Consider the following 24145-nt stretch of genomic DNA (forward strand, 5'->3'; position numbering starts at 1 on the left):
ATGGTTGTCTGTAGGCTATACCGAAAAAAGTACATTTTGATAGAAACACTTCAGGTATATCTATATATAATGAAGGGAATGCTCGCGATGCCTTTGAATTTTCAGGTAACACCCAGCGGTCTGCCCAAATTTGAGCCTAGTGTTGCTGTTAATTTGCTGAATCCGAATATCGTTGTGGCTGTAGCTGTTGACTTTAGTAGCGGGCCCCCTTTAATTGGACTGTATCGCTCACTGGACGCCGGGGCGAACTGGACCGATACGTTACTGCCACTCCCACCGGGATATACAGGAGCAGAGGCAGGAATGGTGGCCTATCTGTTCCCCAATATTTTTATCGTATCGGCGCATGTGTTTCCGGGAAATGAGAACGGGGCTGTCGTGATCTACCGTTCTACGGACAATGGGGCCAGTTTTGATCCTCCGGTGGTCATTAACCCAGGCTATGGAGATTACATTAATAATGACTGGACCAATATTACGACAGATAACGCAGGGGCAAGTCCGTATCTAGGGCATGTCTACGTTACGTATAACCGCCAATACAACGTAGAGGTTAATGCTCGGTCAGCGGCCTTCTACCAGCGCTCCACTGACGGAGGATTGACCTGGGATCGACCGTTAATGCTTTCCAATATCCAGTCCTCCACGGAGCGACCTGAGCCCGCGGTCGACAAATATGGCAGTGTATATGTCAGCTGGATTCGTACGGGACCGCAAACACCGGCTTTCTTTATCCGGCGGTCTTTTGATGGAGGTGCCACCTTTAGCGGTGATATTCTTGTGTCCAACATAACGCTGGTACCTAGTCCGTTGCCCGTCCCCGGATATGATTTTCGTGTATTGAATTCTCCCTGCTTGGCAGCAGATTGCTCGGGGGTACCTTCCACAACAAATACGCTATATGCCGTGTGGCAGGATTTTGGTCAGGGCTACAGCAATGTTTTGTTGTCCAAATCCAGCGATTTTGGCGGTACCTGGAGCGCCCCAGTCATTGTGACGGACAGCCCGCCCGGCTCGCAAAATTTTTTTCCTGCGATTTCAGTGTCGCCTAAGACGGGACTGGTCGTTGTCGTGTACTATACCAATCGCTTGGACGGCTTTAATCTAGATGTGTTCGCCGCTCAATCATCGGATGGGGGCAATACCTTTACGAACAGTCGTCTCACAACGACTTCCTTTAACCCGAATGTTGGTGGAGGCGAATCAGAACTGATCGGCGACTATATTGATGTGGCTATTTCGCCGCCCAATAACTACATTGCCGTCTGGACGGATACGCGCACAGGCAGTTTGACGATTTTTGCCGGTGTACCGGGAGGTGAAGCCTGATGCCGAACGTACAGCTTACACCTAACGGAAGGCTGGCACAGGAGCCGAGTGTGGCTTTCAATCTGCTCGACGGTACCATAGTGGCTGCTGCCATTGATTTTACAACCGGACCGCCGTTGACAGCAGTATACCGTTCAGATAACGGTGGTGTCTCCTTCACACAGCAAATTCTACCGCTGCCAGCCGGCTATGTAGGGGCGGAATCCCATAGCGTCAGCTACGGTTTTCCCAACTTGTTCGTCATAGCTTGTCACGTATTTACCGCAGACGGCTTGAGCGGTACCATCGCTACCTATGTGTCCAGAGACAATGGCAATACATTTGATCCACCCGTGATTGCCCAACGAGGGTATGGGACGTTTATCAATAATGTGGAAGTCAGCGTGAAATTCGATACTTCACAGGTCAGCTCCTATACTGGCAACATCTATTTATGTTATACGCATCAGTATAACCCCGACTTTTTCGGCGGCTCAGTCATGTTTTTTCAACGCTCGCAGGATGGAGGAATCACATGGGATACACCTGTGGTGCTCACTCCTGGTTCCAATCAGATCACGCGCGGAGAAATCACTGTGAGCATTACAGGGGTGATTTATGTCGGGTACATTGTGACGAATCCGGTTAACCAATATCAGGTCATTGTGTCCTTCAATGGGGGGACTTCGTTCAGTTCCTCGCTGCCAGTGTCCTCTGTCGTCCCAGTTCCAAGTCCGCTGCCTGTGGTCGGTTTTGGCTTTAATGTATTGCCGACGGCCAACATTGCCATAGATCGTTCCACCAGCCCGAATCAGGGAACGCTTTATGCGGTTTGGCAGGACAATCGGGCAGGGTATGCGGATGTGCTGCTTGCCCGGTCCGTGGATGGTGGATTAAGCTGGACTGCGCCGCAATCGGTGACAGGAGCCAGTGCAGGAGCACAGCATTTTTTCCCGGCCATTGATGTTTCGCCCGTGACCGGTGTGATTAAGATTGTGTACTACACCAATCAAATCACAGCCTCTTTATTAGATGTATTTGTTGCAGAATCATCGGACGGAGGGAATACATTTACGAACCTCAGAATAACAGACAGTTCCTTTAATCCTAACGGGATTAGTCCTGTTCCAGTGGTCACGATCGGCAATTTTATTGATGTAACGATCGTGCCGAATAACGGTTTTTTTGCGGTCTGGACAGACGCATTATCGGGTTTCCAGCAAATTTACGGAAGCAACGGAATGTAGCTTAACGTACGAGACAGAGGAGGTGGGGCTGTTTTGAAAATTTTGTTGGCTACGTACTGGCCGATTCCTCATTTGGGTGGTGTGTGGCCCTTTATGCTGCAAATTAAACGAAGACTTGAGCTACTGGGTCACACGGTAGACTTGATGGGGAACGGACCGGATACCCCTAAATACCATATTGTCTATGAAGATAAGGAATTGCTGAAGGATCAATTGCTGCCCTTGCTGCATACGAAGCTGAATGAATCGGCTGCCCCTGTATTACATTTGGATTCATGGGTGCAGACGGTGGAAAAGGATCGATACTGTATGGAACTGGCGGCAGCCTATTTCGGGGTTGAGCAGTATGATGTGATTCATACGCAAGATGTCATAGCCACTCGTGCTCTAAGTCGGGTCAAACGCAAAGACAGTGCGTTGGTAGCAAATATTCATGGCTCGCTGGCTCGTGAAGTCATGATGGCTTTGGAGCGGGATCATGAAGAGGGTTACCGCGAGACGCTGATGTGGAAATATTATTGGGCGCTGGAGCATTATGGCGCTATTTCCGCTGATATTACGATTACGTCTACAGAATGGATGAAGCAGACGCTTGTGCGTGAGTTCGAAGTGCCTGAGCAGCAGATTGCCACTTTCCAATATGGCTTAGACACCGAACACTTCTGGGAAGTCCATGCCAGGGGAACAGACATGACACGACCTGAGGGGAAAAAAGTTATCATTTGTCCTTCTCGGCTGGTCTATATCAAAGGGCTACATTATTTAATGAGCGCTCTTGGCCTGTTGAAAGCAAGCCGTACGGATTGGGTTTGCTGGATTGTTGGGGAGGGAGATAAGAGGGAAGAGCTTCAGGCACAGGCGAAGGAGCTGGGGCTGGAAGAAGACGTGGTATTTCTCGGACATCGTGAAGATGTACCTGCCCTTTTACAACTGGCAGACCTTTTTGTACATCCGAGCATACAGGATAATCAGCCGTTTTCGGTCATGGAGGCACAGATTATGGGGCTTCCGGCAGTGGTATCGGATGCGGGTGGACTGCCAGAAATGGTGAAGCATGAACACACTGGACTGGTTTCCCCGGTTGGCGATGTGGAGGCACTTGCAGCTCATTTGCAGCATTTACTCGCTCAGGATGAAGTACGGATAGCTATGGGGAATCGTGCCAAGGCATGGGGAACCGCGCACTGGTCGCTGGATGTTATGATTGAACGGCTCGTCAATATTTATGGGCAAGCGCTTAATCAAGTGCGTTGATTCGATAGTTAGGAGGGAGAGCATGACTTTTCCTATCGTTGGAGACTTGTACAACCGTATTTTTGAAATCCAGCAGTCACACCCAGATCAGATGGTCGATTACGCAATCTGGAACCGAATTAATACCTCGTTGCCAGAGGATTATAAGCTGCCGGACGCTGACATTTTGGAACGGCTGAAACAATCCGCGCCATGAGCATACAGACCATATAAAAAGGCAGGTCGGGCTTACATTCCCACCTGCCTTTAGTTTATTTCAGCTCATTGTTCATCCGGGTTGTCATCCATTTGGTCTACATAAACCGAGCCTCGCATCATAAGTGGTCCCGTAACAACAGCACGGTGGTCAGCTGATTGTACAGTCAAGCAGTATACATGAGTCTCTGCCTGTTGTGCTGTTTCCTCATAGCTTAACTCGGCAAATCCCTCCTGATAACAGGAGTCCTGCAGCCAATCCAGCACGGGTCCCTGCTCATCGTTGCGGCGCAATCGAATATCCAGCTCCCCAATATCCCAGTTGAGCAGCGGATTCTCCCATGCCAAAGAGACTTCGATGAGAATGTGGCCCTCAGCTTCACCTGCAGGAATGATCAATGTAGAGAGCACGATCTCCTGTTCGGTAACCTGAAAAGGCAGTGCATATGTGCCTGCTTCAGCTTTGTTTTGAACTGTATATTTCAACAACATACAATTTTCCTCCTCTGCCTGTTCATTAAGGTGTCACGGTAAAATGACTGGCTGTCCGCTTAGCGACTACGTTCCCGTTCTCCACAAATTCCGCCAAGATAAACAGCGTTTCTGGATTGTAAATATTTGTGACCACTCGCAGATAAAATGGATTTTGGGCTGCCTCCATATCTTTGATTTCCAGTACAGAGCCAGCTTCGGGAGAAGGGCTCAGCCGAAGAAGTTGCCGCCTAAAAACACCACTGTCATTCCCCATTTCCAGCAGTACATCGACGGATCTCTTTTCACGATTGAAAAAGGTTACATGGCAGCTTTGTATATGGGCGCTGTGGTAAGCGAGATGATGATCGACAGTTAAAAGAAACACAGACATATCATGATGCCTCCTTGAATTCCGTTAGGTTACCAGCCTTATATGATATGAAAAATGACCGCGAGTGGACTGGATAGTTGTACGCCTCTTTGACAAAAAGCGCGCCAGTGTCCAACCCTTTTTGCCATGCTGTGCATGTAATGTAGAGTGGAACAATCTGCGGCCTGAAGCCCCTTTTCGACTACAGAAAAAGCAAAGAGTAGATCGGGGGGAAGGGTCGCTTTAACAAAGGAGGCACGGCTATGAGACTCGCACAGCTGGCAGGGGAATATGACGCGGTCTTCAGTCTAGGGCAAAACTGTACACCTGCCATTCAATTGGAAAAGAACCGTTTGCGGCCGTTTGCCGGGGTGCTGGACTGGATGATGTCTGACACGCTCTCTGATGTGAACCGCTTGCTTGAGAATCGGTTTGCAGGTTTTATGGATTTGCCTAATTTAAGTGTCGTTGGTACGAGCCAACTGAATTATATGGTCAGAGATATTGCTTATAATGTGATCTCGGTACACGATTTTCCGCAGGAACGCAACACGTCCGCAGATCTGGTGACCTATCCCGAGTTCAGGGAAAAGATAGACCGTCGTATCGAACGTTTTTTTGCAAAAACACAGATGGCCAAGCGCAGCTTGTTCGTCCGTATGCTGGGCACCTATGAAGAAGTAGAGGAACTGGAGCGGATCTTGTCGGGGATCGTAGCGAATGAATTTCGGTTGTTAGTGGTGAATTGTTCCGGTGTAACGGAGTTGACGGAGGTGGATTGGCAGCTTCCTCATGTATGCGCAGTGGAAATGCCTTTTGCCGATGTATGGAATTACAAGAGTGATCCACACTGGCGCACCCTTTTTGAGGGAATGTCCTTGTCGAAAAGGGGAGGTCGTCGTGCTTGAACGGTTGCAAGGGGAATATGACGCAGTGTTTAGCCTGGGAGGGCATTGCTTACCATCGATTCAGCTGGATAAAAACGGACTGCGTCCGTATGCAGGTCCGCTGGATTGGATGATTTCTGGCAATTTGTCACAGATCAGTCGTTTACTGAATGAGCGATTTGCCCGTTTTATGGATGTTGAAAGTCTGCGTGTCACAGGGCATGATTACGGAGGTCATAACTTCCTGGTTGAGGATGCGTCCTATGAGGTTACAGCAGCACACCATTTTCCGGTTAGCCAGAATACATCAGAGCAGCTGGCGTCTTATCCTACATTCAAAACGACACTTGATCGCCGCATCGCACGTTTACTGGAGAAATTCGCATTGGCTTCCCGTCTGCTGCTGGTTCGTGTCGGTGGCAGCCGGGAGCAGGCGGTAGAACTGCATGATGTGTTGTCACAGAGGGTTACCTATGATTTTCGCTTGTTATACGTGGATTATACAGGGACTGAAGGTGTGACGGAGCTGAATTGGGGACTGGAGCGATTGGTTTCAGTAGCCCTGCCACCCGAGGATATATGGAACGGTCAGGATGAAATGTGGCGTTATATGCTGGACCACGTCAGACTTCATGTCTGAGGTGCGGAGACTATAGGAACACGTATAGATTGTCTTCCACCTGTGCTTGCGCCTGCGCCAAGCTGTAGAGCATCGCATAACATGATGCGAAGGGAAGATACATGCTTCGGTTTAAAAGGAGGGTGCGCTAGTGAAGGCTTTGGTCACCGGAGGAGCCGGATTTATTGGTTCCCAGCTGGTACGTGCGCTTGCTGACTCGGGCGTCAGAGTGCTTGTGTTGGATAATCTGACGACCGGGAATGCTGCAAATGTAGACCCGCGCGCGGTCATGCATATTGCAGATATTCGCAGCCCTGAAGCCAGGACGCTGCTGATTCGGGAAAGCCCGGATATTGTGTTTCACTTGGCTGCACAGGCTGATGTGCAGCAATCCATCCATCACCCCGATGAGGATGCGGATGTGAATGTGCTGGGGACGATTCATTTGTTGCAGGCCTGTCGTGATGCGGGTGTGTCGAAAATCATATTTGCCTCCACATCCGGCGTATATGGAGAGCTGCAAAAGCAATGTATTCAGGAAGACGATCCCGTGGAGCCTATTTCAGGCTACGGACTGTCCAAGCTGACCGCAGAATCGTATATTCGGCTTTTTTATCGGTTGTACGGTTTGAACTACACGATTTTGCGTTACGGAAATGTGTATGGTCCCGGTCAGGCAGCGAAGGGAGAGGGCGGTGTCGTCGCTATTTTTATAGAGCGGCTGAAAAAAGGAAGCCCCTTGCTCATTCACGGCGACGGAACGCAAACCCGTGACTTTGTGTACGTCAAGGATATAGTTCGAGCCAATATGGCGGCTATGCATGCAGCGGACCAACGCACGGTGCATGTAAGTACGGGACGAACGACGTCCATCAATCGGCTGGCCTATGATTTACTAAAGCTGCACGGTTCGTCTGTGCGCCCTGTGTATTCACCGGCGCGGGCGGGAGATATTCACCACAGCTGTCTGAGCAACGCAGTCGCCAGACATTGGCTTCGTTGGGAACCGCTATACGGTATCTCTGCCGGTCTAAAGGAAACGTACGTGAGCAGTATGGGCACAGGCAAAGAAGGCGTATAGGGCTAACGAGCGCGCGAATCAACCAAGAGACTGAGAAAACCTCTCAGCCTCTTTTTGGTTTGGACGAATTTATATGTTTTCGCCAGCCAGCTTGTCCATTTAACTACTTATACTCTTCATCCAGATCAGCAACAAATGAGCGCTCCTTGATAACAGCTTGATACCAGTAGCCCGATTTCTTCAAATGCCGACTTCGATCATTTTCCAGATTAATTTCCACCAGTCCATAACGATTTTTAAAAGCATTCATAGGAGAAACGTTGTCTGTGAAGGCCCACAGCATATAACCTGTACAGTTGGAGCCTGCGTCTACAGCTTGTAACGTGTAGTATAAATGCTCACTTATAAAGTCAATCCGATAGTCGTCCTGAATGATGTGTTCCTCATTTTTGAAAGCAGCTTCATTCTCAATGCCCATGCCATTTTCCGCGACAAACCACTCGATATTGTTATATTCGTTCTTGATACGCATGCCCATATCGTAAATGATCTTGGGATAAATTTCCCAGCCCCGTGACTTGTTCATTCTTTTACCTGGAAGTTCGAAATGCTCATAGTAGTATGAGGGGTGAAAAGGAATGTTTTCGTTCCATGCTTTACTCTGCGCTTTGACCCGGTGGGGATAATAGAGATTGATCCCAACGTAGTCCACGGTATTTTCCTTAATCAAGGCCAGCTCTTCCGTTGTAGCCTCAAATGCAATATCATGCTTGCTCATAAGCTCGAACAATTCTTGCGGGTATTCGCCTTTTATAAGCGGGTCCAGAAATATCCGATTGTAAAATAAATCATACACATGTGCTGCGTACTGGTCATGAGGGGCGCTGGATCGGGCATAAGTCACTTCGGGATTCAAAATAGCACCTATTTTAGCCCCGTTCTGACTATAATTTTTGGCTTTGAAAAGCCGTACACATTTCGCGGTAGCCAGCGTTTTATTATAGTTCCATTGCATCCACTTCCGCGTATTTTGTTCATAAGGATAGCGAAGGGCATCCAGATAGACACGAGTCTGTACAACAATGGGCTCATTAAACGTAAACCAGTGCTTGACCCGATCTCCGTACCGTTCGAACACCTTTTCAGCATATTTCACAAACAGCTCTACCAAATGCTTGGAAGACCAGCCTTCATATTTGTCGAGCAAATAAGCAGGTAATTCATAGTGTTCCAGACAAATCATCGGCTCGACTCCGCTTGCAATTAATTCGTCAATGACTTTGCCCATATAATCCGCATAGGTTTCATCCACCACCACATGCTCATAATCCGTTAAGAAGCGGGACCAATTAATAGAGGTGCGATAATGAGTCAGTCCAATCTGCTTCATCAGCGCAATATCCTCGGCGTAACGATTATAAAAATCGGTTGCACCCGCGGGTCCATATCCATTGTGCCAGACATAGCGGTCATTTTTGTACCATACGTCCAGATACGAGTCCTGACCTTCCTGTTTACCGCTCCAGCCCTCTGTCTGCCAGGCGGAAGCCGCTGCCCCCATAATAAAATTCGGTGGAATTTGTATTGTGTGTTTAGCCATGATATGTTTCTCCTTTTCATTCTATAGATTTCCCATAGCGATCCTCTGCGGGTGTATCTCTACATTAGCGCATTATTCAGTCGTTCGCTTGTTGGCAATTTCGAGGAACGAAAAATAGATGAGATGATGAGTTTATGAAATTAGTAGAGCTTGCTCAAACAAATCCAACGTAGAGGCTATGAACGCAATTTTTCAATATTTCGATCCAGAGTTCATCATACAAAAAATAAAGAGCCCTTGGCGATAAGCTGCTTCTGGTGACGCCACGATTTGGTTGTAATTCGCAGCCTTAAATCACCTACATAAGTGAGAGGGAATTGAAGACTAACATTAAAGAATGTGGAGCCATTTAGATGTTAGCGACTCTATCAAATCTACTCTCAACTAAACTAAATGGAGGCGTTTAACAATGGGTTATCACATTATTGCTAATTTTCCATCTAATCGAGATTACAAAGGAACACTGAAAGTTTATAACGATAGTGGTAGTTTGGTATTTGGACCTGTAGAAGCTTTAGGCCGTGGATCAAATGATCCGAAGAATGGTAACGACCATACGAACTGGAGACTTAAATATGCAGACATTCCTACGGGGGTTGCGAAAACAATTGTTTATGCGAAAGGTGACTCCGACTATTCTTATGGTCCTTATAAGCGTGTGTGGCTGAATCAAGCAGTAAGTGGGAACTTCCTGACTGCTACAAATAATGGCCGCGACGAAATTATGATTCATGGCGGAGACCCTGCTACAAGCACATCTCTGACTTGGTATCCTCTGCGTCCAACATACGGTTGCATCCGACTTTCTAACAGTGACCAAAGAGCACTAATTCAAGTGCTTGAGCAAAACGGAAGTTCCGGCAAAATCACAATAAACTAGAACAAAAAATTCAAAGGGCGGGATTTACTCCGCCCTATTTGGTATTAATTTGTAATGTATTTATCAAGTTTGAACCATTTTTGAAATTCGTTCTGGCTAATTTTTTTAACAGGTTTCACCTTTTTGCTGTCCATTGAGTATCTGTACAACTTCTTTTGGTCAGATGGATACTCACTTATATAGTCTAAACTTTTTCCATTTTTATGCCATAAAATCAGACTTGTGCTAATGTAATCCGTTTCCCTAGGAAGATATATAAAGGCATCCTTCTTGGTGTTATAAATGGCTATGGAGCTGCTTGATGTATCACCGTACGAAAAGGCAATTTGATCTTCTTTAGGTGACCAGTTATAAGCAGCAATGGATTCTACATTTTTTTTGCCTTTAGCTTTTAAAAGATCATTTACAATGGTAGATTTTCCGGTTTTAAGATTGATCAGTAATAACGTATCTCCTGCACTGCGCCGTGCCTGAATAGCCAACCATGTATTAGAAGGAGATAATACTGCGCTCGATATATTACGCAGTTTATCATTATATCCATCTGTTTTAATGGTGTAATTCTGTTCTCCTGTTTTGATCGTTATAGATGTAATAACACTCTTCTCAGAGCTTGGTGCATTTTCTAGCTCCATTTTTTTGGCCACTAACGAAACGTTTTTCTCCTTCCAAATCACCTGATTTGGGGTCTCGCTCTTTTTAAATTTGGTTACAGACTGGTAAACAGATGGATTTATAGTATTAACTGAACTTTGAACATGCGTATTAGGGCGTAAAGTGCTATTAGCATTGGCAATAGAAAAGCCACTTACACTTCCCACAAGCACTATACTAGACAGGAAAGCAGTAGCGTATTTTAGTCTTGGATTTTTCATTTTAATTGCTCCTTTGTAAAAAAATATTGGTCTTCAAGACTTGATCCAAGGTTTTCCTAAAATTAAATCTATATACATAGACGTGGAAATCGTGAATTTGTTTCTTGTTTATTGAAAAAAATTACATAACAATTGGAAAACATGAAGGAGCGAGTGATACTTTCGCCCGCTCTAGCAGGCCAGCCCAAGTCAAACATTCTGTTATAAGGTTGGATGTTATTGAGGTGAAGGCAAAATGCAATTTGTCCCTTCAATTTTCTATACTTAACCTATAATCTTGACATTCCTGCAGATTCAGAGATATTATAGATACAATAAGTCTGTGAATGAGGTGTAGTTATGAAATTTACCAAAGCAACCAATTATGCACTGCACACCATGCTCATGCTCGTTGAGGATTCGTCGGTGAAGCCCGTAGGTGTCCAGCAATTGGCCGAATCCCAAAATGTCTCACCCACGTATCTTTCAAAAATTTTGACGAGGCTTGTGAAGGCGGGGATGATCGAATCGGTCTCTGGAGCCAATGGGGGCTATCGCTTATCCCGCAATAAAGACGATATTACCTTTTTGGATATTATCCATGCGATTGAAGGGACGAATTCTTTGTTTGAATGTGATTTTGTCCATGGATCAGAATGTCTGATTCAAGCTGTAATGAGGGAAGCGGAGGAAAAAATGGAGGGCCATCTTAAAAATACGAAATTGGTCGATTTAGCCCAAAAGCAAGCGCAAGTATAAAGGGGAGCGGCTATAAATAGAGAGAAGGTGATCGCCAGTTATGTGAAGTGTTTTTTTTTGTTTTAATTATAGATATAAATAGTCTTTAATATCTTTGAAAAAAGGAGCTGGATGTTATGCTGTACGATTGCGCTATTATTGGGGGAGGACCCGCTGGATTGAATGCAGCCCTTGTACTGGGCAGGGCAAGAAGAAGTGTGGCTTTGATCGATAATAACCGGCCCAGAAATGCGGTTACGCATGCGTCACACGGTTTCATTACGAGAGATGGCGTAACGCCAGCCGAGTTCCGCCGCGTAGCTTATGAGGAAGCACTGCGGTATCCGTCTGTGCATCATCTGCAAACCGAGGTTATTTCAGTTACGAAAAATGAATCCGGATTCGAGGTATTTGATTCTTCAGGCCTTCGTGTTCAAGCGCGAAAATTGATACTGGCGATGGGTGTAAAGGAGATATTCCCTGAGATCGAAGGTTTTTACACGTTCTACGGAAGAAGTTTGTTTAATTGCCCTTATTGCGATGGCTGGGAGTTACGGGATCAACCGCTTGTCCTCGTCTCTGAGTCGCCAGCTATATATCACACAGCCAAACTGCTCCTGAACTGGAGTAAGGATTTGCTTGTCTGCACGAACGGTCAGGCATTCTTGTCGGACGAGCAAAAAGAACGACTTCAATCTAAAGGAGTCGCGGTAATGGAGCAGCCTGTTGCAGCGTTCATCGGTCACCATGGACAGCTGGAGTATGTGTCCTTTACGGACGGTACTCAAGTCCCAAGGGCCGGCGGCTTTGTGACCCCCCAATTTGTGCAAAGTGCACCGTTTGGAGAACGTTTGGGCTGTGAAAGGACCGAGTCGGGCGGGATTCAAACGGATGGAGCGGGGAGAACCTCCATTCCTGGTGTATATGCTGCGGGTGATTCTTCATACTTCATGCCTTCTCAGTTGATTTTTGCTGCGGCCGACGGTAGCCGAACCGCTGCGAGTGTAAACCTGGATTTGACAGAGGAAGACTTTAACGAATGACGAGAAATTGAAGCTCTCATGATAGTTAAAGATAATGAGGAGAAGTGAGAATTTATCGTTTCCGGTAACGCTTAGATCCATTCGCTATAAAATCACAATTCAGAAGTATAAAAGCTGAAAGGCCGCCTATATGGCGGCCTTTTTCTATTCACTTGATTATAATTCTGCGTCTATACAAGACCTTCTTTCAATAACCTCTGTATTTACAAGAACCTGAGTATGGTGCTCCTGATTGTGATTAAGCCTTTCCATCAGCAAGTTTACAGCCGTTCGGGCCAAAATATCCTTTTTCACATGAATGGTTGTGAGTTCCGGGCTAATGACCTTAGCTTCATGAATATTATCAAACCCCATGACGGAAATTTGTTCAGGCACTCGAATGTTCATTTCCTGAAACGTTTTAATAGCACTGATCGCCATATAATCATTCTCACAAAATAGGGCCGAAGGCAGCTCATTCAGTTTATGAATAGCTGTTTTAAATGCGTCCTGTGACATGACAAGCATCGGGTGCATATCAAATGTAAGCCCATGACCTATGGCAAGATTGTGCTCCTCTAAAGCAGCCATGAACCCCTCTTTTCGTTTTGTAAAGTTAAGAATTCTGGTACTGGATTGTACGTATCCTATATTTCTGTGTCCGGACTGGATTAAATATTGGCCTGCCTGGTACCCCCCAAGATAGTTATTAATCGATACAAAACTGGCATCAACGTGTTCAAAGCAGGTATCCAAAATAACGATATTGGAATGAATGGATTGTAAGGAATGAATAGTCTCGGATGTTAAATTGGTGCCCAGCAGAAGTATACCTGAAGAAGGCTGGTCCTTCTCCAGAGCAGACAATTCTTCTTCAAGGCTATGGCTATCAAATGACGAGAAAATCAAAGTATTACCATGTTCTCTCACCTGATGGGTAATATGATGGATCAATTCATTGAAAAATGGAAGTGATTCATATTGCTCGGTCACGATGCCTGTATTTTTGCATGCAACAAAACGAATGACATGGTGATTCTTCGTAAATTCCTTATTTGACTTCATGGTACGTGGTCTATATCCATGCTCGTGGGCAATTCTTAATATATGTTCTTTGGTTTCTTCGCTAACACCGGGTTTGTTATTAAATGCTAAAGAGACGGCTGATTTTGAAACACCGGCAAGCTTCGCAATATCATCTATTTTCAACGTGGAACCTCCCATTTGGACTAAACTATATAAATTATATCATGATTATATAATAAAGTTTAGTTTATAAATTAAACTAAACAAACAACAGATAAAATGAGTTGACCTTTTCGGATACATAGTGTTAATATTCAATTGTGAACGCTTTATTTAGTTTATTTTATTCGATATCGTATAAAATTATACATTAGTTTAGTTTAGTTTATGAGTGAAAGGGTGATTTGTTTGAGCTTAAGCATGGCTGAAAATCAAAGAAGTTTTGTGAAAAAGGGCAAGCCTTTCTTTTACTTGGCAGATACCGTCTGGAGCGTATTTACCAACGCCACTATTGAAGAGTGGAGCGATTACCTGGACTATCGAAAAATGCAGGGTTTCAACGTTTTACAGATCAATATGCTCCGACAATGGGATGCCAGCGAATCAGACCTGAATCTACAGCCGTTTGCAATACTGGAAAATGGAGATTTTGACTACCATACCTTAAACGAAGCTTATTTTGAGCGGGCGGAAGTCATGATCCAGATGGCTGTCGAGCGCGGCTTTATTCCAGCACTGGTTCTGTTGTGGTGTAACTATGTACCGGATACATGGGCTGAAATGTTTCAGAAGGGCAATAAAATGCCGCTGGATTGCGTTGAAAGCTATGTAACTTATGTTGTAAACCGCTATTCCCGATTCGAGCCTGTTTATTTGATCAGCGGGGACACTGATTTTCCTACAGAACGTGCTAATGCGTACTATTTGAAGGCGCTGGAAACGGTACAACAATTAAGCCCGACAAGCTTGACTACGCTGCATATCCAAGGGAGATTGAGGGAAATTCCTGAAGCTTTTGAGCAACACAAGGATCTTGGATTTTATATGTATCAATCAGGACATAATTCGGAGTTTCAGCATGTCGCCCATGAGATTGCTCAGCATTTTTATCACAAGTCGGAGATACGTCCCGTCATCAATGGAGAACCTTGCTATGAACAGATCAGTTACAGCCGCAATGTGTATGGAAGATACACTGCACTAGATGCCAGAAAAGCAGCATGGCACAGTCTTCTGGCAGGCGGGGGAGCGGGGATTACCTATGGAGCGCATGGCATTTGGAGTTGGCATAAAAAAGGCAAGAAGTTCGGAATTGTAGAAGGAGAGGGCTTTGATAGTCCCTATGATTGGAGAACAGCACTGCGTTTTGAGGGCGCATGGGATTATTCCTTTATCAAATATTTGTTTGAAATGTACAACCTGATTGGCATAAAGCCGTTGGATATTGTTTTAAACAAGACAGAGGAGATCAGAGCTGCGGGGAACGAGAATACCCTCGTCTTGTATATCCCGGTTAACACGAAGGTGCGGCTAAATATCAACGTGCAGGACTACAAGTTTACAACCATTGATTTAGCGGAGAGACGATTTGCCCAAACGGAGGTGGATGTCCAGGCTGATCAATCCGTCATTGATATGCATGGTTTTGAAAGCGATGTTGTGATCATCGGAACGAAATAAAACCAGAGAAGAACAGGAGTAAGCTAACAGGTGGAGTGGAGAAATAGAAAACGCATCCAGGAGTGATCATGATGGATTACCAAAAGACAGCTAGAGAAGTGCTTAGATCGGTGGGGGGAAACGAAAATGTGTATAGTGTCATTCACTGTGTCACTCGTTTGAGATTCAAATTAAAGGATAACCAATTGCCAGATAAAGAAAAAATTAAACAGATTGACGGTGTCATTACCGTCGTGGAAAGTGGCGGCCAATTCCAGGTGGTCATCGGGAATGAGGTTCCCAAAGTATACGAGGCTCTTTTGGATACGATGGGAGTAAAGCACGGAGACCAGACAGTTGAAGACGATCAAAAGAATGAAAAAGCGAGCCTGTTCAGCCGATTTGTCGATGTGATCTCAGGCGTGTTCATGCCCGTTGTGGGTGTGCTCGCTGCTGTGGGGATTCTAAAAGGATTGCTGGCTTTATGCACATCTCTGGGCTGGATGACTGATCAGATGGGCACATACAAAATTTTATATGCAACAGCAGACGCTATGTTTTATTTCTTTCCAGTTATTCTAGGGTTTTCAGCAGGTAAAAAATTCGGAGGAAACCCGTATCTATCTGCTGTTTTGGGGGCCGCCTTGGTGTATCCGACCATTACTTCGGCTTTTACGGATAAAACGGCGCTGTCCTTTTTGACCATACCTGTCGTTCTGATTAATTATACTTCTTCTGTTATACCTATCATTATTGGGGCGTTCTTGGCAGCTAAGGTTGAAAAATTTATTAGTAAGTATGCACCTGCATCCATTAAAATGTTCATTGTGCCTTTTCTGACCTTGGTCATTATATCACCGATTGTTTTTCTGGTTGTCGGGCCGATAGCAACTATAATCAGTGATGGATTAGCCAAAGGCTCCATGTGGATTTACCAGTTAAGTCCGGCTATAGCTGGTCTCGTTCTGGCTGGGTTCTGGCAAGGGATTATTATCTTTGGCTTGCACTGGGCGTTCATTCCGATTCTCCTGAATAATGTAGTTACGAACGGGTTTGATCCGATTAACGGTATGCTGTTCTGTACTACGTTTGCGCAAACAGGTGCGGCTTTTGCCATTGCTTTGAAATCACGCGACCCTAAATTAAAACCTATTGCGACTTCTGCTACCATCGCGGGTTTGATGGGGGTTACTGAACCAGCTATTTACGGGGTTACGCTACCCACCAAAAAACCGTTTATTTTAGCCTCGATCGCTGGGGGTGTAGGAGGAGCTGCAGCGGGCTTACTCGGCTCAACAGCATATGGATTTGCCTCAGGCGGGATTTTTGGTATCCCTTTATTCATTAATCCAAAGGGGATAGATGCAGGCTTTATTGGCTTTATTATCTCTTTGGTTGTCGCTTTTGTAGTCGGATTTATTCTGACCTATCTTTTCGGCTATAAGAATGCAAAACCCGCGCCTGAAATTAAGGTTGCAGTTGAAAACAAAGCGGAAGAAAAAACGGTATTTAGTCCTTTAAACGGTGAATTGATTCGTTTGACCGCAGTGAAAGATGAGGCTTTCTCCAGTGGTGCGATGGGTCAGGGAGCCGCGATTATCCCCCAAGAAGGGGTAGCTTACGCACCGTTTAACGGAACTGTTGTTACCGTTTTCAAAACAAAACATGCGATTGGACTGATCTCTGAGGATGGAGTTGAACTGCTCATTCACATTGGAATTAATACGGTTAGCTTAAAAGGGAAACATTTCACTTCTTTTGTGTCTGAAGGAGATACGATTCAAAAAGGGGACAAGCTGGTTGAATTTGATCCAAAAGCTATAGTGGATGAAGGATATGATCTCACCACCTCTGTTATAGTAACCAATACTGCGGTGTACACAGATATCTTAGCTGAAAACTCGAAGGATATTCATGCAGGAGAACGTTTATTGAAGATCAGATAGTTCCCTAATATTCAGTAATGCACAGCAAACGCATCAAGCTGACGATGGCCCGTGTGTAAAAATAGGGTTGTCGTCAGCTTTTTTGGATCATGAAACAGACTTTTGCGGCATGTACTACAATAGCAGGTTAACGTACACCCAACGAGCTCATCATCTGCCGGAAGGAGCGCACATATTTATCTGGCGCCAACAGGTTAACGATCCGTGTCCGCCCCTTCTGGCGGATAGATTCGCGATGAGGGACGTTGTTCATGAGGTCTAGTCCTTGCAGTACCGCCTGTAAAATGTCTCCCTGCTGATAAAACTTGCCGGTTTCGTTATGGTCAATGAATGCTCGTACTCCGTCTGAATCAGAGCTTAAGACCGGGCAACGACAGGCCATGGCCTCAGCTACCGCGTAGCCGAATCCCTCCACCAGTGAAGTCGAGAGCAGATACCCACCCGAGTCGCCAATCATGGAATAATACAAAGGCATTTTCGCATGAGGCACGCTTTTAAAACGCTCAATGATCGTGGACATGCCAAGCTGAGCAAGCATGTTCTCGAATTGTATTTTATCCTCCGTCTGCGACAAGGTGTCATCATAGAACATCCAAATCCGAAGATCGGCACGATTTTGCAGCATCCAGTAAGATATGTCTATAAAATGCCGCCAATTCTTATTGGGCTCAAGCCGCCCAACCCATGCAATGACCGGATTAACCGGGGGAGTGTTAGGTACATAATTAAATACGCTAGTATCCAATACGTTTGGGAATACATAACGATCAAGCCATGGACACATGCTGGAAAATAGCTGCACGAGGTGAGTTGTATCGGGGAGGAGCACCGCGTCAGCATAATTTTGAAGATACGGAGATGCATCTGCAACAACCCAAGCAGCTTCTTCGTGAGTGCCAAAGCCTTGTGATTCATAGATTAATATCCCTTGATAGCCCAACATTCGCAGTCTAGGGAGCATAGGATAGTCCGAAGAGACGATAATTGCATCGTAGCGATGAGTCTCCACCAGTTTTCGAATTTCTTCTTCAGAGGAAGTCATGAACACCGGAATATCGCCTTGCAGGTTTTGCATCCCTGTACCCTGCTGATAATAGAGAAGATGACATTCAATCCCGTCCTGAATGAGCGCTTTACAGCGTTGGCGGTTCAAGGTTTCCACGCCACCGCTGGGTATATAAAAAGTAAATAGAACTTTGATCTCAATAACCTCCTTTGCCAACCACAAGTTCTTATACCAAGTTATTCAACCTACAGGACGGGGTGTGGGTTTCTATGGAAGCCTGGATTGAATTAGCGCATAATTATGGCGAAGGCGAGAATCTTCCGGAGAGCGTTCTGTTGCTTCTTTCGCAAATTCACAGGCTTTGTGTATTAGGCCCAACTCATAGCAAGCGAGGGCTCCAAGATCATACAAAGTAGCATCCCAGCAAAAATCCTCTTGCATATACGTATCTGGTCGTGTCGAAATGCGCAGCGCTTCTTCGACCATATGATAGACGGCGGGCCAGTTCCGTGTATGATAGGCAAGCTGAGCCATTTCCGTGTAAGGTTCACGTAAATAGGGCGCTTCCGCAATAGCACGGTATAACCAACGTGCAGCCTCATGCCATTGTTCAGTTGCCTTATATGCTCTAGCGATAAAACGCATCGAAGCGCTGCGTTCATCACCCCAGCGCGCCTGTGGCATGGCAAGATGTTGTTGTAGCGTAGTGATGCATTCGTCCCAACGGGCATGATACATATATTCTCGCCCCAAGTAATGCATATTGCGATCATCTTCGGGAAATTCACGTACAGACTGCTCTAGCAGTGGAAGGTATTGGCTGCGTGACTTGTGCGGATCGGGATCATGATACAAGCGGAGCTGGCACGATCGGATGCTGTGTTCTTCGCCTTCCCCGATATATTCAAGCACTTCATGAACCGGGCGTACCCAGTGGTAGCCATGACGAGTGTGTATTTTTTCTTTCCAGAACCATGTATAAGCGGTATTCCTTCCAGGCTGTCCATGTGTAAAGGCATACAGCATTCGAGTCGTTCCATCCTTCCAGTTGCCTTCCAGGCGCGACCGCCATCCCTCCTCCCAGACTTCATCCAGATCTGTACAGACACAAATATCTACATCATCAGGGACCAGCCGCAGGGACTCATTGCGAGCCTTGTCAAAACGCCAAGGGACTACCTGAATAGGATGTACCTCTGCACCCGCCTCGCGCAGTAGAGCAACGGTGTCGTCTGTAGAACCGGTGTCGGCTACAATGACAACATCAGCTTCCCGCATGGAGTTCATCCAGCGCTTGGCGAATCGGGCTTCATTTTTGCTGATGGCATAGACCGCTATCTTGTACCGTTTCTGTGGTTGCATTGGTTTGCTCCTCCTTTGATTGACTTAAAGAATGATGGCTGGCTATGGGAGGCATCTCTATTGGGAAGGGTTCAGGATTGAGCTGAAATATTGTCGATTATGCTGGACATGCGGGTCATTGGGAACGTACGTGGCTGCTTGCTCATTGTGCCAGTTCGCACGTGTATAGTCTTTTAGCCGAAAATGGCAAATGCATAGCTGGATATGAGGAAACCATGTTTGGTATGCGTCTTGTACCGGGCCTAGCGTGTTAGGAGGATTCAGAGTGGTAGCCATGTCGTACCAGTAAACGGCTTTGGGAATCTCATTTTTATGCAAAAAATAATGACCCATCCGACAACAAAGCTCCGCTCTAGGCGTATCGAAGGTCAGGCTACGGAGAGCCGCGGTAATACTTTCCTCCAGCTTGCCGAGTTGTTGCAGACAGTCAGCCATTTTGCCACATGTACTAATTGCGTCCTCTACCCAGCCTTGTTCGGTGTTTAGAAAGTCTCGGTAAGCCTGCACGGCCTGCTCATATCTTCCATTGTCTCTAAGCTCGTTAGCGTAATAGTAGCGGTCGCGGGGAGAGAAGTCATGGCCTTGGGCGAGCTGCTTCTCATAAATTCGCAGATTTCGGCCCGGGGTATGGGTATGTGTTCTGGTGTGAGTTATGGCAATATCCGCATGTAGAATATTTCCGTCTACGGCGAGATACTCATGCACGGCTCCATGCCAACGGAATCCGGCCGACCGCCTGACCAAGCGATTCCGACGAAAATGCAGGGTGACATTGCCATGATCATCGAAGGCATAATGATACTTCATGGACACTGCATCCACGGTTGATATAGCTGAGGAATCAAGAGTATGCTTTAGCTCAAGCAGCTTGATAGCATCCTGCTCCTTCAAAATGTCATCGGCATCCAGCCAGAGAATGTACTCCTGCGTAGCTTGCTCAAATGAATAGTTACGTGCAAGGGCAAAATGATCTACCCATTCAAACGGAAAAATCCGATCTGTAAAGCTGCGACATATGTCAATGGTCCGATCCTGTGAACCTGTGTCCACGATGTTGATTTCATCTACAATATGATGGACCGATTCAAGGCAAGGACCAATGGTATGTTGGTCATTTTTGACGATCATGCACAGGCTGATACTGATCAATTGAGTATCACTCCTTTGGGAACCATTTAAGGATTCAGGCCATTGTGAAGTTGAATTTAAAAGTGGTCTGATTATAGAAGCCCTGCCGCAACTGCGGCAGGGCAAGGATGGCAAAGCCATACTTGCTGGGTGGCTTTGTTGATAGGGTATGAAACATCGTTTAAGTCTATGATGTGGTAATAATAGAAGATTAGAGTCCGGTCGGCCCAGTGGGTCCAGTAGGACCAGTAGGACCAGTTGGCCCCGTAGGTCCGATAGGTCCTGTAGGTCCAGTCGGTCCAATTGGACCGGTAAAGCCAAGACCAAATGGCCCGGTCGGTCCAGTTGGTCCAATCGGTCCCGTGTCGCCCGTAGGTCCGACAGGTCCAGTGTCGCCAATAGGCCCGATAGGTCCGATAGGTCCAGCAGGTCCCGTAGCGCCAACGTCGCCCGTGGCACCCGTAGGTCCGGCAGGCCCCGTAGCGCCAACGTCGCCTGTGGCACCCGTAGGTCCAGCAGGCCCCGTAGCGCCAACGTCGCCCGTGGCACCCGTAGGTCCAGTAGCGCCAACGTCGCCTGTGGCACCCGTAGGTCCGGCAGGCGCCCGTAGCGCCCGTGTCGCCCGTGGCACCCGTAGGTCCGGTAGCGCCAATGTCGCCCGTAGCACCTGTAGGTCCGGCAGGCCCCGTAGCGCCTGTGTCGCCTGTGGCACCTGTAGGTCCGGCAGGCCCGGTAGCGCCAACGTCGCCCGTAGCACCTGTAGGTCCGGCAGGTCCAGTAGCGCCTGTAGCACCCGCAGGCCCCGTAGCACCTGCATCGCCGCTAGCGCCTGTAGCACCAGTTGGCCCAGCAGGTCCGGTTGGTCCCACAGCTCCAGCTGCACTTGCTTTAACAAGGGCAACGGAATCAATGGCTATATCAGCAGTGTTAGCTGTGGCATTTTTGGTAATAACCAAAAATGCATAGGTAGCATTCGCTGGAACAGGAGCTGTTACTTCATACAGGCTTTGCCATGTTCCATTCACAGCATCCGGTAATGTGCCTGCGCTCAAATAGGTAGTCAGCCCCGTGCCCAGATAGTTAAAGTTTGTGTCATAGTAGTACAGAAAAATGTTGATTTGAGGATTGACCAAGTTTCCTATTTTCGCAGCTGAAAGGCTTAACGTATAGCTTTCGCCTGGTGTGGCAAAAACGACCTGGGAAAGAGATGCATCTGCCGCGCCTCCTGCCATAATCGCACTATAAAAGTTTGTCTTTTTTACGGATAAGTTAGTGACGGTGACATTGACAGCGTTCCAAAAAAGGGTTGATCCGGTCTCGAAGTCGCCGTTAGAAACTAGATTGGTAAATAATACGGTCATCGCTTTTTATACACTCCCTTCACACGTTGTAATGATAGTAGATGCGAATCCACGCCGTGGCGAACCGTACAAGTTGACGAGGGCAGGTGTGTATTTCCATGTTCACATTTTAGACACATTATTTTAAGCTTCTATTTAAGTGACGTTAAGCTGAAGCTATATGTGGGGGATTATCATTAGAATTTAAAAGTGTAGCATGAAGTGCGAGGAGACCGCTTCGCGAAGGCTTTGAGCTTCCGAGCGCTGGCGCTTTTCCGGCTCCAAATTCTCCGCTCGCTGCTACCTGCTACTCATGCAACATTTTGGGGTAGGGGAGTAGCAGGGAGAAGATCACGAACAAAGAAAGGGTGAAACATGTGCTCAAAGTACAGCAGGTGAGCAAGTGGTATGAGGGCAACCGGGGCGTACATAAATTGGATTTTGAAATGCAGCGCGGTGAAATTGTTGGTTTCCTGGGGCCAAATGGTGCGGGTAAAACAACGACAATGCGTATGATTACAGGGTATCTTCAGCCAAACGAGGGTGTAATTACGATCGACGGTATCCCGATTCAGGATAAAGGCAGACAGGCTCGTTCCAAAATTGGTTATCTGCCGGAGACGCCTCCTTTGTATGGGGATATGTCTGTAAGTTCCTACTTAAAGTTTGTAGCTAGTATTCGGGACGTGCCTGCGAGAGAGCAGAAGCTGCGTATTTCGGAGATGATTTCCCGACTGGGACTGAATGGACGTGAAAAACAATTGGTCCGCAGCTTGTCCAAAGGGTATAAACAGCGTCTGGGATTGGCAGGTGCGATTATTCACAACCCGGACTTACTAGTGCTGGATGAACCGACTTCGGGTTTGGACCCCAATCAGATTTTGGAGATTCGTCAGCTCATTCAGGAGATTGGTGAAAATCATACGGTATTGCTCAGCACGCATATTTTGCCTGAGGTGGATGCTTTGTGCAATCGGGTTCTGATCATCCACGAAGGGAAACTGGTTATGGACGGGCGTCCTGACGCGCTCGGTGGTTCGATGGAAGACGGATTCAAGGTGAAGGTGGAGGTCAAAGGCAAGCGTGAGCAGGTAATGGATGTCCTACGAGCTTGGGGAAAAGTACAAGTTGAATCTTTGGCGCCTACTCTGCCTTCAGCGAATACGAAGCTGACTGTCACAGAGCAGGATTTGACTGGATTGTTGCTTACAGGAGCTTCTGATGAGGATTTTCGCGAAGAACTGTTTTTTGTGCTGTCGGATGCGAAGCTTCCGATTATGGAAATGAAAAAAGAAAACATAAGCTTGGAAAACATCTTCCAGCAGTTAACGACCCGCGAGACGGAAGAAGGTGGGGGCAGCGATCCAGCGGTTCATGTTCTACATACCTCTAAGAATGAAGCAACGGTCAACACGGTGGATCATGGAGAAGCCTTGGCCAGCGATAACAAGGTCGATGAAGACAAGGATACAGGAGGTAAACAGTCATGAGGCGTTTGTTCGCAGTTTGTCAAAAGGAGCTGCAAGCCTATCTATGGACCCCAACGACGTATTTTGCGCTTGCGGTGTACATGTTGCTGACGGGGTTACTATTTTACACGAACTTTGTGATGTATCAGCCTAGTATTTTGGACTATCGGCTGGTACTCGGTGACACATTGTCCATGCTGGTGTTTGTTGTGCCACTACTCACGATGCGGCTGGTTGCAGAGGAATTCAGGCAGGGTACAGATGAGCTCCTGCTTACCTCACCTGTGAGTGTAACGGAAATCATGATAGGTAAATTTTTGGCAGCGCTAGGCATGTTGCTCATACTGGTGCTGTGCAGTCTGGCGTATCCGGTCGTGATGTCCTTTTATGGGTCGCTGGATTGGACGCTCGTATTTACATCCGTGATCGGCCTGTTTATGCTTGGCGCAGCCATGATGGCGATCGGCTTATTCGCATCGACGCTTTCACAGCATCAGATGATGTCCGCGGTCGTCAGTTTTATTCTCTTGCTCGTGTTCTGGATGCTGGATTCGTTTGGTGGACAAACGGGCGCATCTGCGGCGCTGCAGCAGTGGCTGGAACCTTTTTCACTAACCGCACGGTTTGACAGTTTCACCAAAGGATTGCTGAATGGAGCCGATGTGATGTACTACGTGACGGTGGTGGCGCTCTTTTTGCTATTTAGTATCCAAGTGGTTGAACGGAAACGGTGGAGGTAA

At 46.7% G+C, this 24145-nt stretch carries 23 protein-coding genes; 14 read left to right on the top strand and 9 right to left on the bottom strand.

Going from position 1 to position 24145, the window contains the following annotated elements:
* From C400_RS0113820 to C400_RS27850, 4 genes are read left to right on the top strand one after another with little or no spacing between them, the layout of a single operon-like run.
* Complete coding sequence (locus C400_RS0113820; RefSeq protein WP_017427326.1) at positions 1-1329, top strand: glycoside hydrolase; 1329 nt, start codon at positions 1-3, stop codon at positions 1327-1329.
* A complete protein-coding gene (locus C400_RS0113825; RefSeq protein WP_017427327.1) occupies positions 1329-2555 on the top strand; it encodes a sialidase family protein in 1227 nt (408 codons plus the stop codon). Before C400_RS0113820 ends, C400_RS0113825 begins: the two co-directional genes overlap by 1 nt.
* A 33-nt stretch (positions 2556-2588) precedes the next feature.
* Complete coding sequence (locus C400_RS0113830; RefSeq protein WP_017427328.1) at positions 2589-3809, top strand: glycosyltransferase family 4 protein; 1221 nt, start codon at positions 2589-2591, stop codon at positions 3807-3809.
* Positions 3810-3831: 22 nt separating this feature from the next.
* Positions 3832-4005, top strand: a complete 174-nt coding sequence (locus C400_RS27850; protein WP_016820085.1) for a hypothetical protein — start codon at positions 3832-3834, stop codon at positions 4003-4005.
* Positions 4006-4070: 65 nt separating this feature from the next.
* On the opposite strand, the gene C400_RS0113840 is transcribed toward C400_RS27850, so the two are convergent.
* Together C400_RS0113840 and C400_RS0113845 are read right to left on the bottom strand one after the other, a co-directional pair.
* Positions 4071-4496: a hypothetical protein gene (locus C400_RS0113840; protein WP_017427329.1), complete on the bottom strand. Its 426-nt coding sequence runs from the start codon at positions 4494-4496 to the stop codon at positions 4071-4073.
* Between the two features lie 25 nt (positions 4497-4521).
* On the bottom strand, positions 4522-4869 hold the full coding sequence (locus C400_RS0113845; RefSeq protein ID WP_017427330.1) for a hypothetical protein: 348 nt from the start codon (positions 4867-4869) through the stop codon (positions 4522-4524).
* A gap of 242 nt (positions 4870-5111) precedes the next feature.
* On the opposite strand from C400_RS0113845, the gene C400_RS0113850 reads away from it, so the two are divergent.
* The 3 genes from C400_RS0113850 to C400_RS0113860 all read left to right on the top strand — a co-directional run bounded on the left by C400_RS0113850 (position 5112) and on the right by C400_RS0113860 (position 7435).
* A complete protein-coding gene (locus C400_RS0113850) occupies positions 5112-5756 on the top strand; it encodes a DUF1796 family putative cysteine peptidase (protein WP_017427331.1) in 645 nt (214 codons plus the stop codon).
* Complete coding sequence (locus C400_RS0113855; protein WP_017427332.1) at positions 5749-6375, top strand: DUF1796 family putative cysteine peptidase; 627 nt, start codon at positions 5749-5751, stop codon at positions 6373-6375. The genes C400_RS0113850 and C400_RS0113855 overlap by 8 nt, the downstream gene beginning before the upstream one ends.
* Before the next feature lie 130 nt (positions 6376-6505).
* Positions 6506-7435 (top strand): NAD-dependent epimerase/dehydratase family protein, encoded by a 930-nt coding sequence (locus C400_RS0113860; protein WP_017427333.1) that lies wholly within the window; start codon positions 6506-6508, stop codon positions 7433-7435.
* Positions 7436-7538: 103 nt separating this feature from the next.
* Here C400_RS0113860 and C400_RS0113865 read toward each other — a convergent pair whose 3' ends face one another.
* Complete coding sequence (locus C400_RS0113865; RefSeq protein WP_017427334.1) at positions 7539-8975, bottom strand: glycoside hydrolase family 1 protein; 1437 nt, start codon at positions 8973-8975, stop codon at positions 7539-7541.
* A 409-nt stretch (positions 8976-9384) separates the two neighbouring features.
* On the opposite strand from C400_RS0113865, the gene C400_RS0113870 reads away from it, so the two are divergent.
* A complete protein-coding gene (locus C400_RS0113870; RefSeq protein WP_016820092.1) occupies positions 9385-9855 on the top strand; it encodes a L,D-transpeptidase in 471 nt (156 codons plus the stop codon).
* Positions 9856-9899: 44 nt separating this feature from the next.
* On the opposite strand, the gene C400_RS0113875 is transcribed toward C400_RS0113870, so the two are convergent.
* The gene (locus tag C400_RS0113875; RefSeq protein ID WP_017427335.1) at positions 9900-10730 is read right to left on the bottom strand and encodes a hypothetical protein; all 831 of its coding nucleotides are present in this window, start codon (positions 10728-10730) and stop codon (positions 9900-9902) included.
* 339 nt (positions 10731-11069) lie between these two features.
* Here C400_RS0113875 and C400_RS0113880 point away from each other — a divergent pair, with 339 nt between their 5' ends.
* The gene (locus C400_RS0113880) at positions 11070-11468 is read left to right on the top strand and encodes an Rrf2 family transcriptional regulator (RefSeq protein ID WP_016820094.1); all 399 of its coding nucleotides are present in this window, start codon (positions 11070-11072) and stop codon (positions 11466-11468) included.
* Between the two features lie 116 nt (positions 11469-11584).
* On the top strand, positions 11585-12490 hold the full coding sequence (locus C400_RS0113885; protein ID WP_017427336.1) for an NAD(P)/FAD-dependent oxidoreductase: 906 nt from the start codon (positions 11585-11587) through the stop codon (positions 12488-12490).
* A 156-nt stretch (positions 12491-12646) separates the two neighbouring features.
* Here the strand turns inward: C400_RS0113885 and C400_RS0113890 are convergent, their stop codons facing one another.
* Complete coding sequence (locus tag C400_RS0113890) at positions 12647-13678, bottom strand: LacI family DNA-binding transcriptional regulator (protein ID WP_017427337.1); 1032 nt, start codon at positions 13676-13678, stop codon at positions 12647-12649.
* A 216-nt stretch (positions 13679-13894) separates the two neighbouring features.
* On the opposite strand from C400_RS0113890, the gene C400_RS0113895 reads away from it, so the two are divergent.
* Together C400_RS0113895 and C400_RS0113900 are read left to right on the top strand one after the other, a co-directional pair.
* Complete coding sequence (locus C400_RS0113895; protein ID WP_026065445.1) at positions 13895-15175, top strand: apiosidase-like domain-containing protein; 1281 nt, start codon at positions 13895-13897, stop codon at positions 15173-15175.
* A 71-nt stretch (positions 15176-15246) separates the two neighbouring features.
* Positions 15247-17100, top strand: a complete 1854-nt coding sequence (locus C400_RS0113900) for a beta-glucoside-specific PTS transporter subunit IIABC (RefSeq protein WP_017427339.1) — start codon at positions 15247-15249, stop codon at positions 17098-17100.
* A gap of 127 nt (positions 17101-17227) precedes the next feature.
* Here C400_RS0113900 and C400_RS0113905 read toward each other — a convergent pair whose 3' ends face one another.
* The 4 genes from C400_RS0113905 to C400_RS28720 all read right to left on the bottom strand — a co-directional run bounded on the left by C400_RS0113905 (position 17228) and on the right by C400_RS28720 (position 21957).
* The gene (locus C400_RS0113905) at positions 17228-18322 is read right to left on the bottom strand and encodes a glycosyltransferase family 4 protein (RefSeq protein WP_016820099.1); all 1095 of its coding nucleotides are present in this window, start codon (positions 18320-18322) and stop codon (positions 17228-17230) included.
* A 51-nt stretch (positions 18323-18373) separates the two neighbouring features.
* Complete coding sequence (locus tag C400_RS0113910) at positions 18374-19468, bottom strand: tetratricopeptide repeat-containing glycosyltransferase (RefSeq protein ID WP_017427340.1); 1095 nt, start codon at positions 19466-19468, stop codon at positions 18374-18376.
* Positions 19469-19525: 57 nt separating this feature from the next.
* Complete coding sequence (locus tag C400_RS0113915; RefSeq protein ID WP_017427341.1) at positions 19526-20617, bottom strand: glycosyltransferase family 2 protein; 1092 nt, start codon at positions 20615-20617, stop codon at positions 19526-19528.
* A 71-nt stretch (positions 20618-20688) separates the two neighbouring features.
* Positions 20689-21957 carry an NTTRR-F1 domain gene (locus C400_RS28720; protein ID WP_442952197.1) on the bottom strand — a complete coding sequence of 423 codons (1269 nt, stop codon included), beginning with the start codon at positions 21955-21957 and terminating at the stop codon, positions 20689-20691.
* 356 nt (positions 21958-22313) lie between these two features.
* Between C400_RS28720 and C400_RS0113925 the strand changes: the two genes are divergently transcribed.
* Complete coding sequence (locus C400_RS0113925; RefSeq protein ID WP_026065446.1) at positions 22314-23426, top strand: ABC transporter ATP-binding protein; 1113 nt, start codon at positions 22314-22316, stop codon at positions 23424-23426.
* On the top strand, positions 23423-24145 hold the full coding sequence (locus tag C400_RS0113930) for an ABC transporter permease (RefSeq protein WP_017427343.1): 723 nt from the start codon (positions 23423-23425) through the stop codon (positions 24143-24145). Before C400_RS0113925 ends, C400_RS0113930 begins: the two co-directional genes overlap by 4 nt.

It is taken from the genome of Paenibacillus sp. ICGEB2008 (genome assembly GCF_000307675.1).
Lineage (GTDB): Bacteria > Bacillota > Bacilli > Paenibacillales > Paenibacillaceae > Paenibacillus > Paenibacillus polymyxa.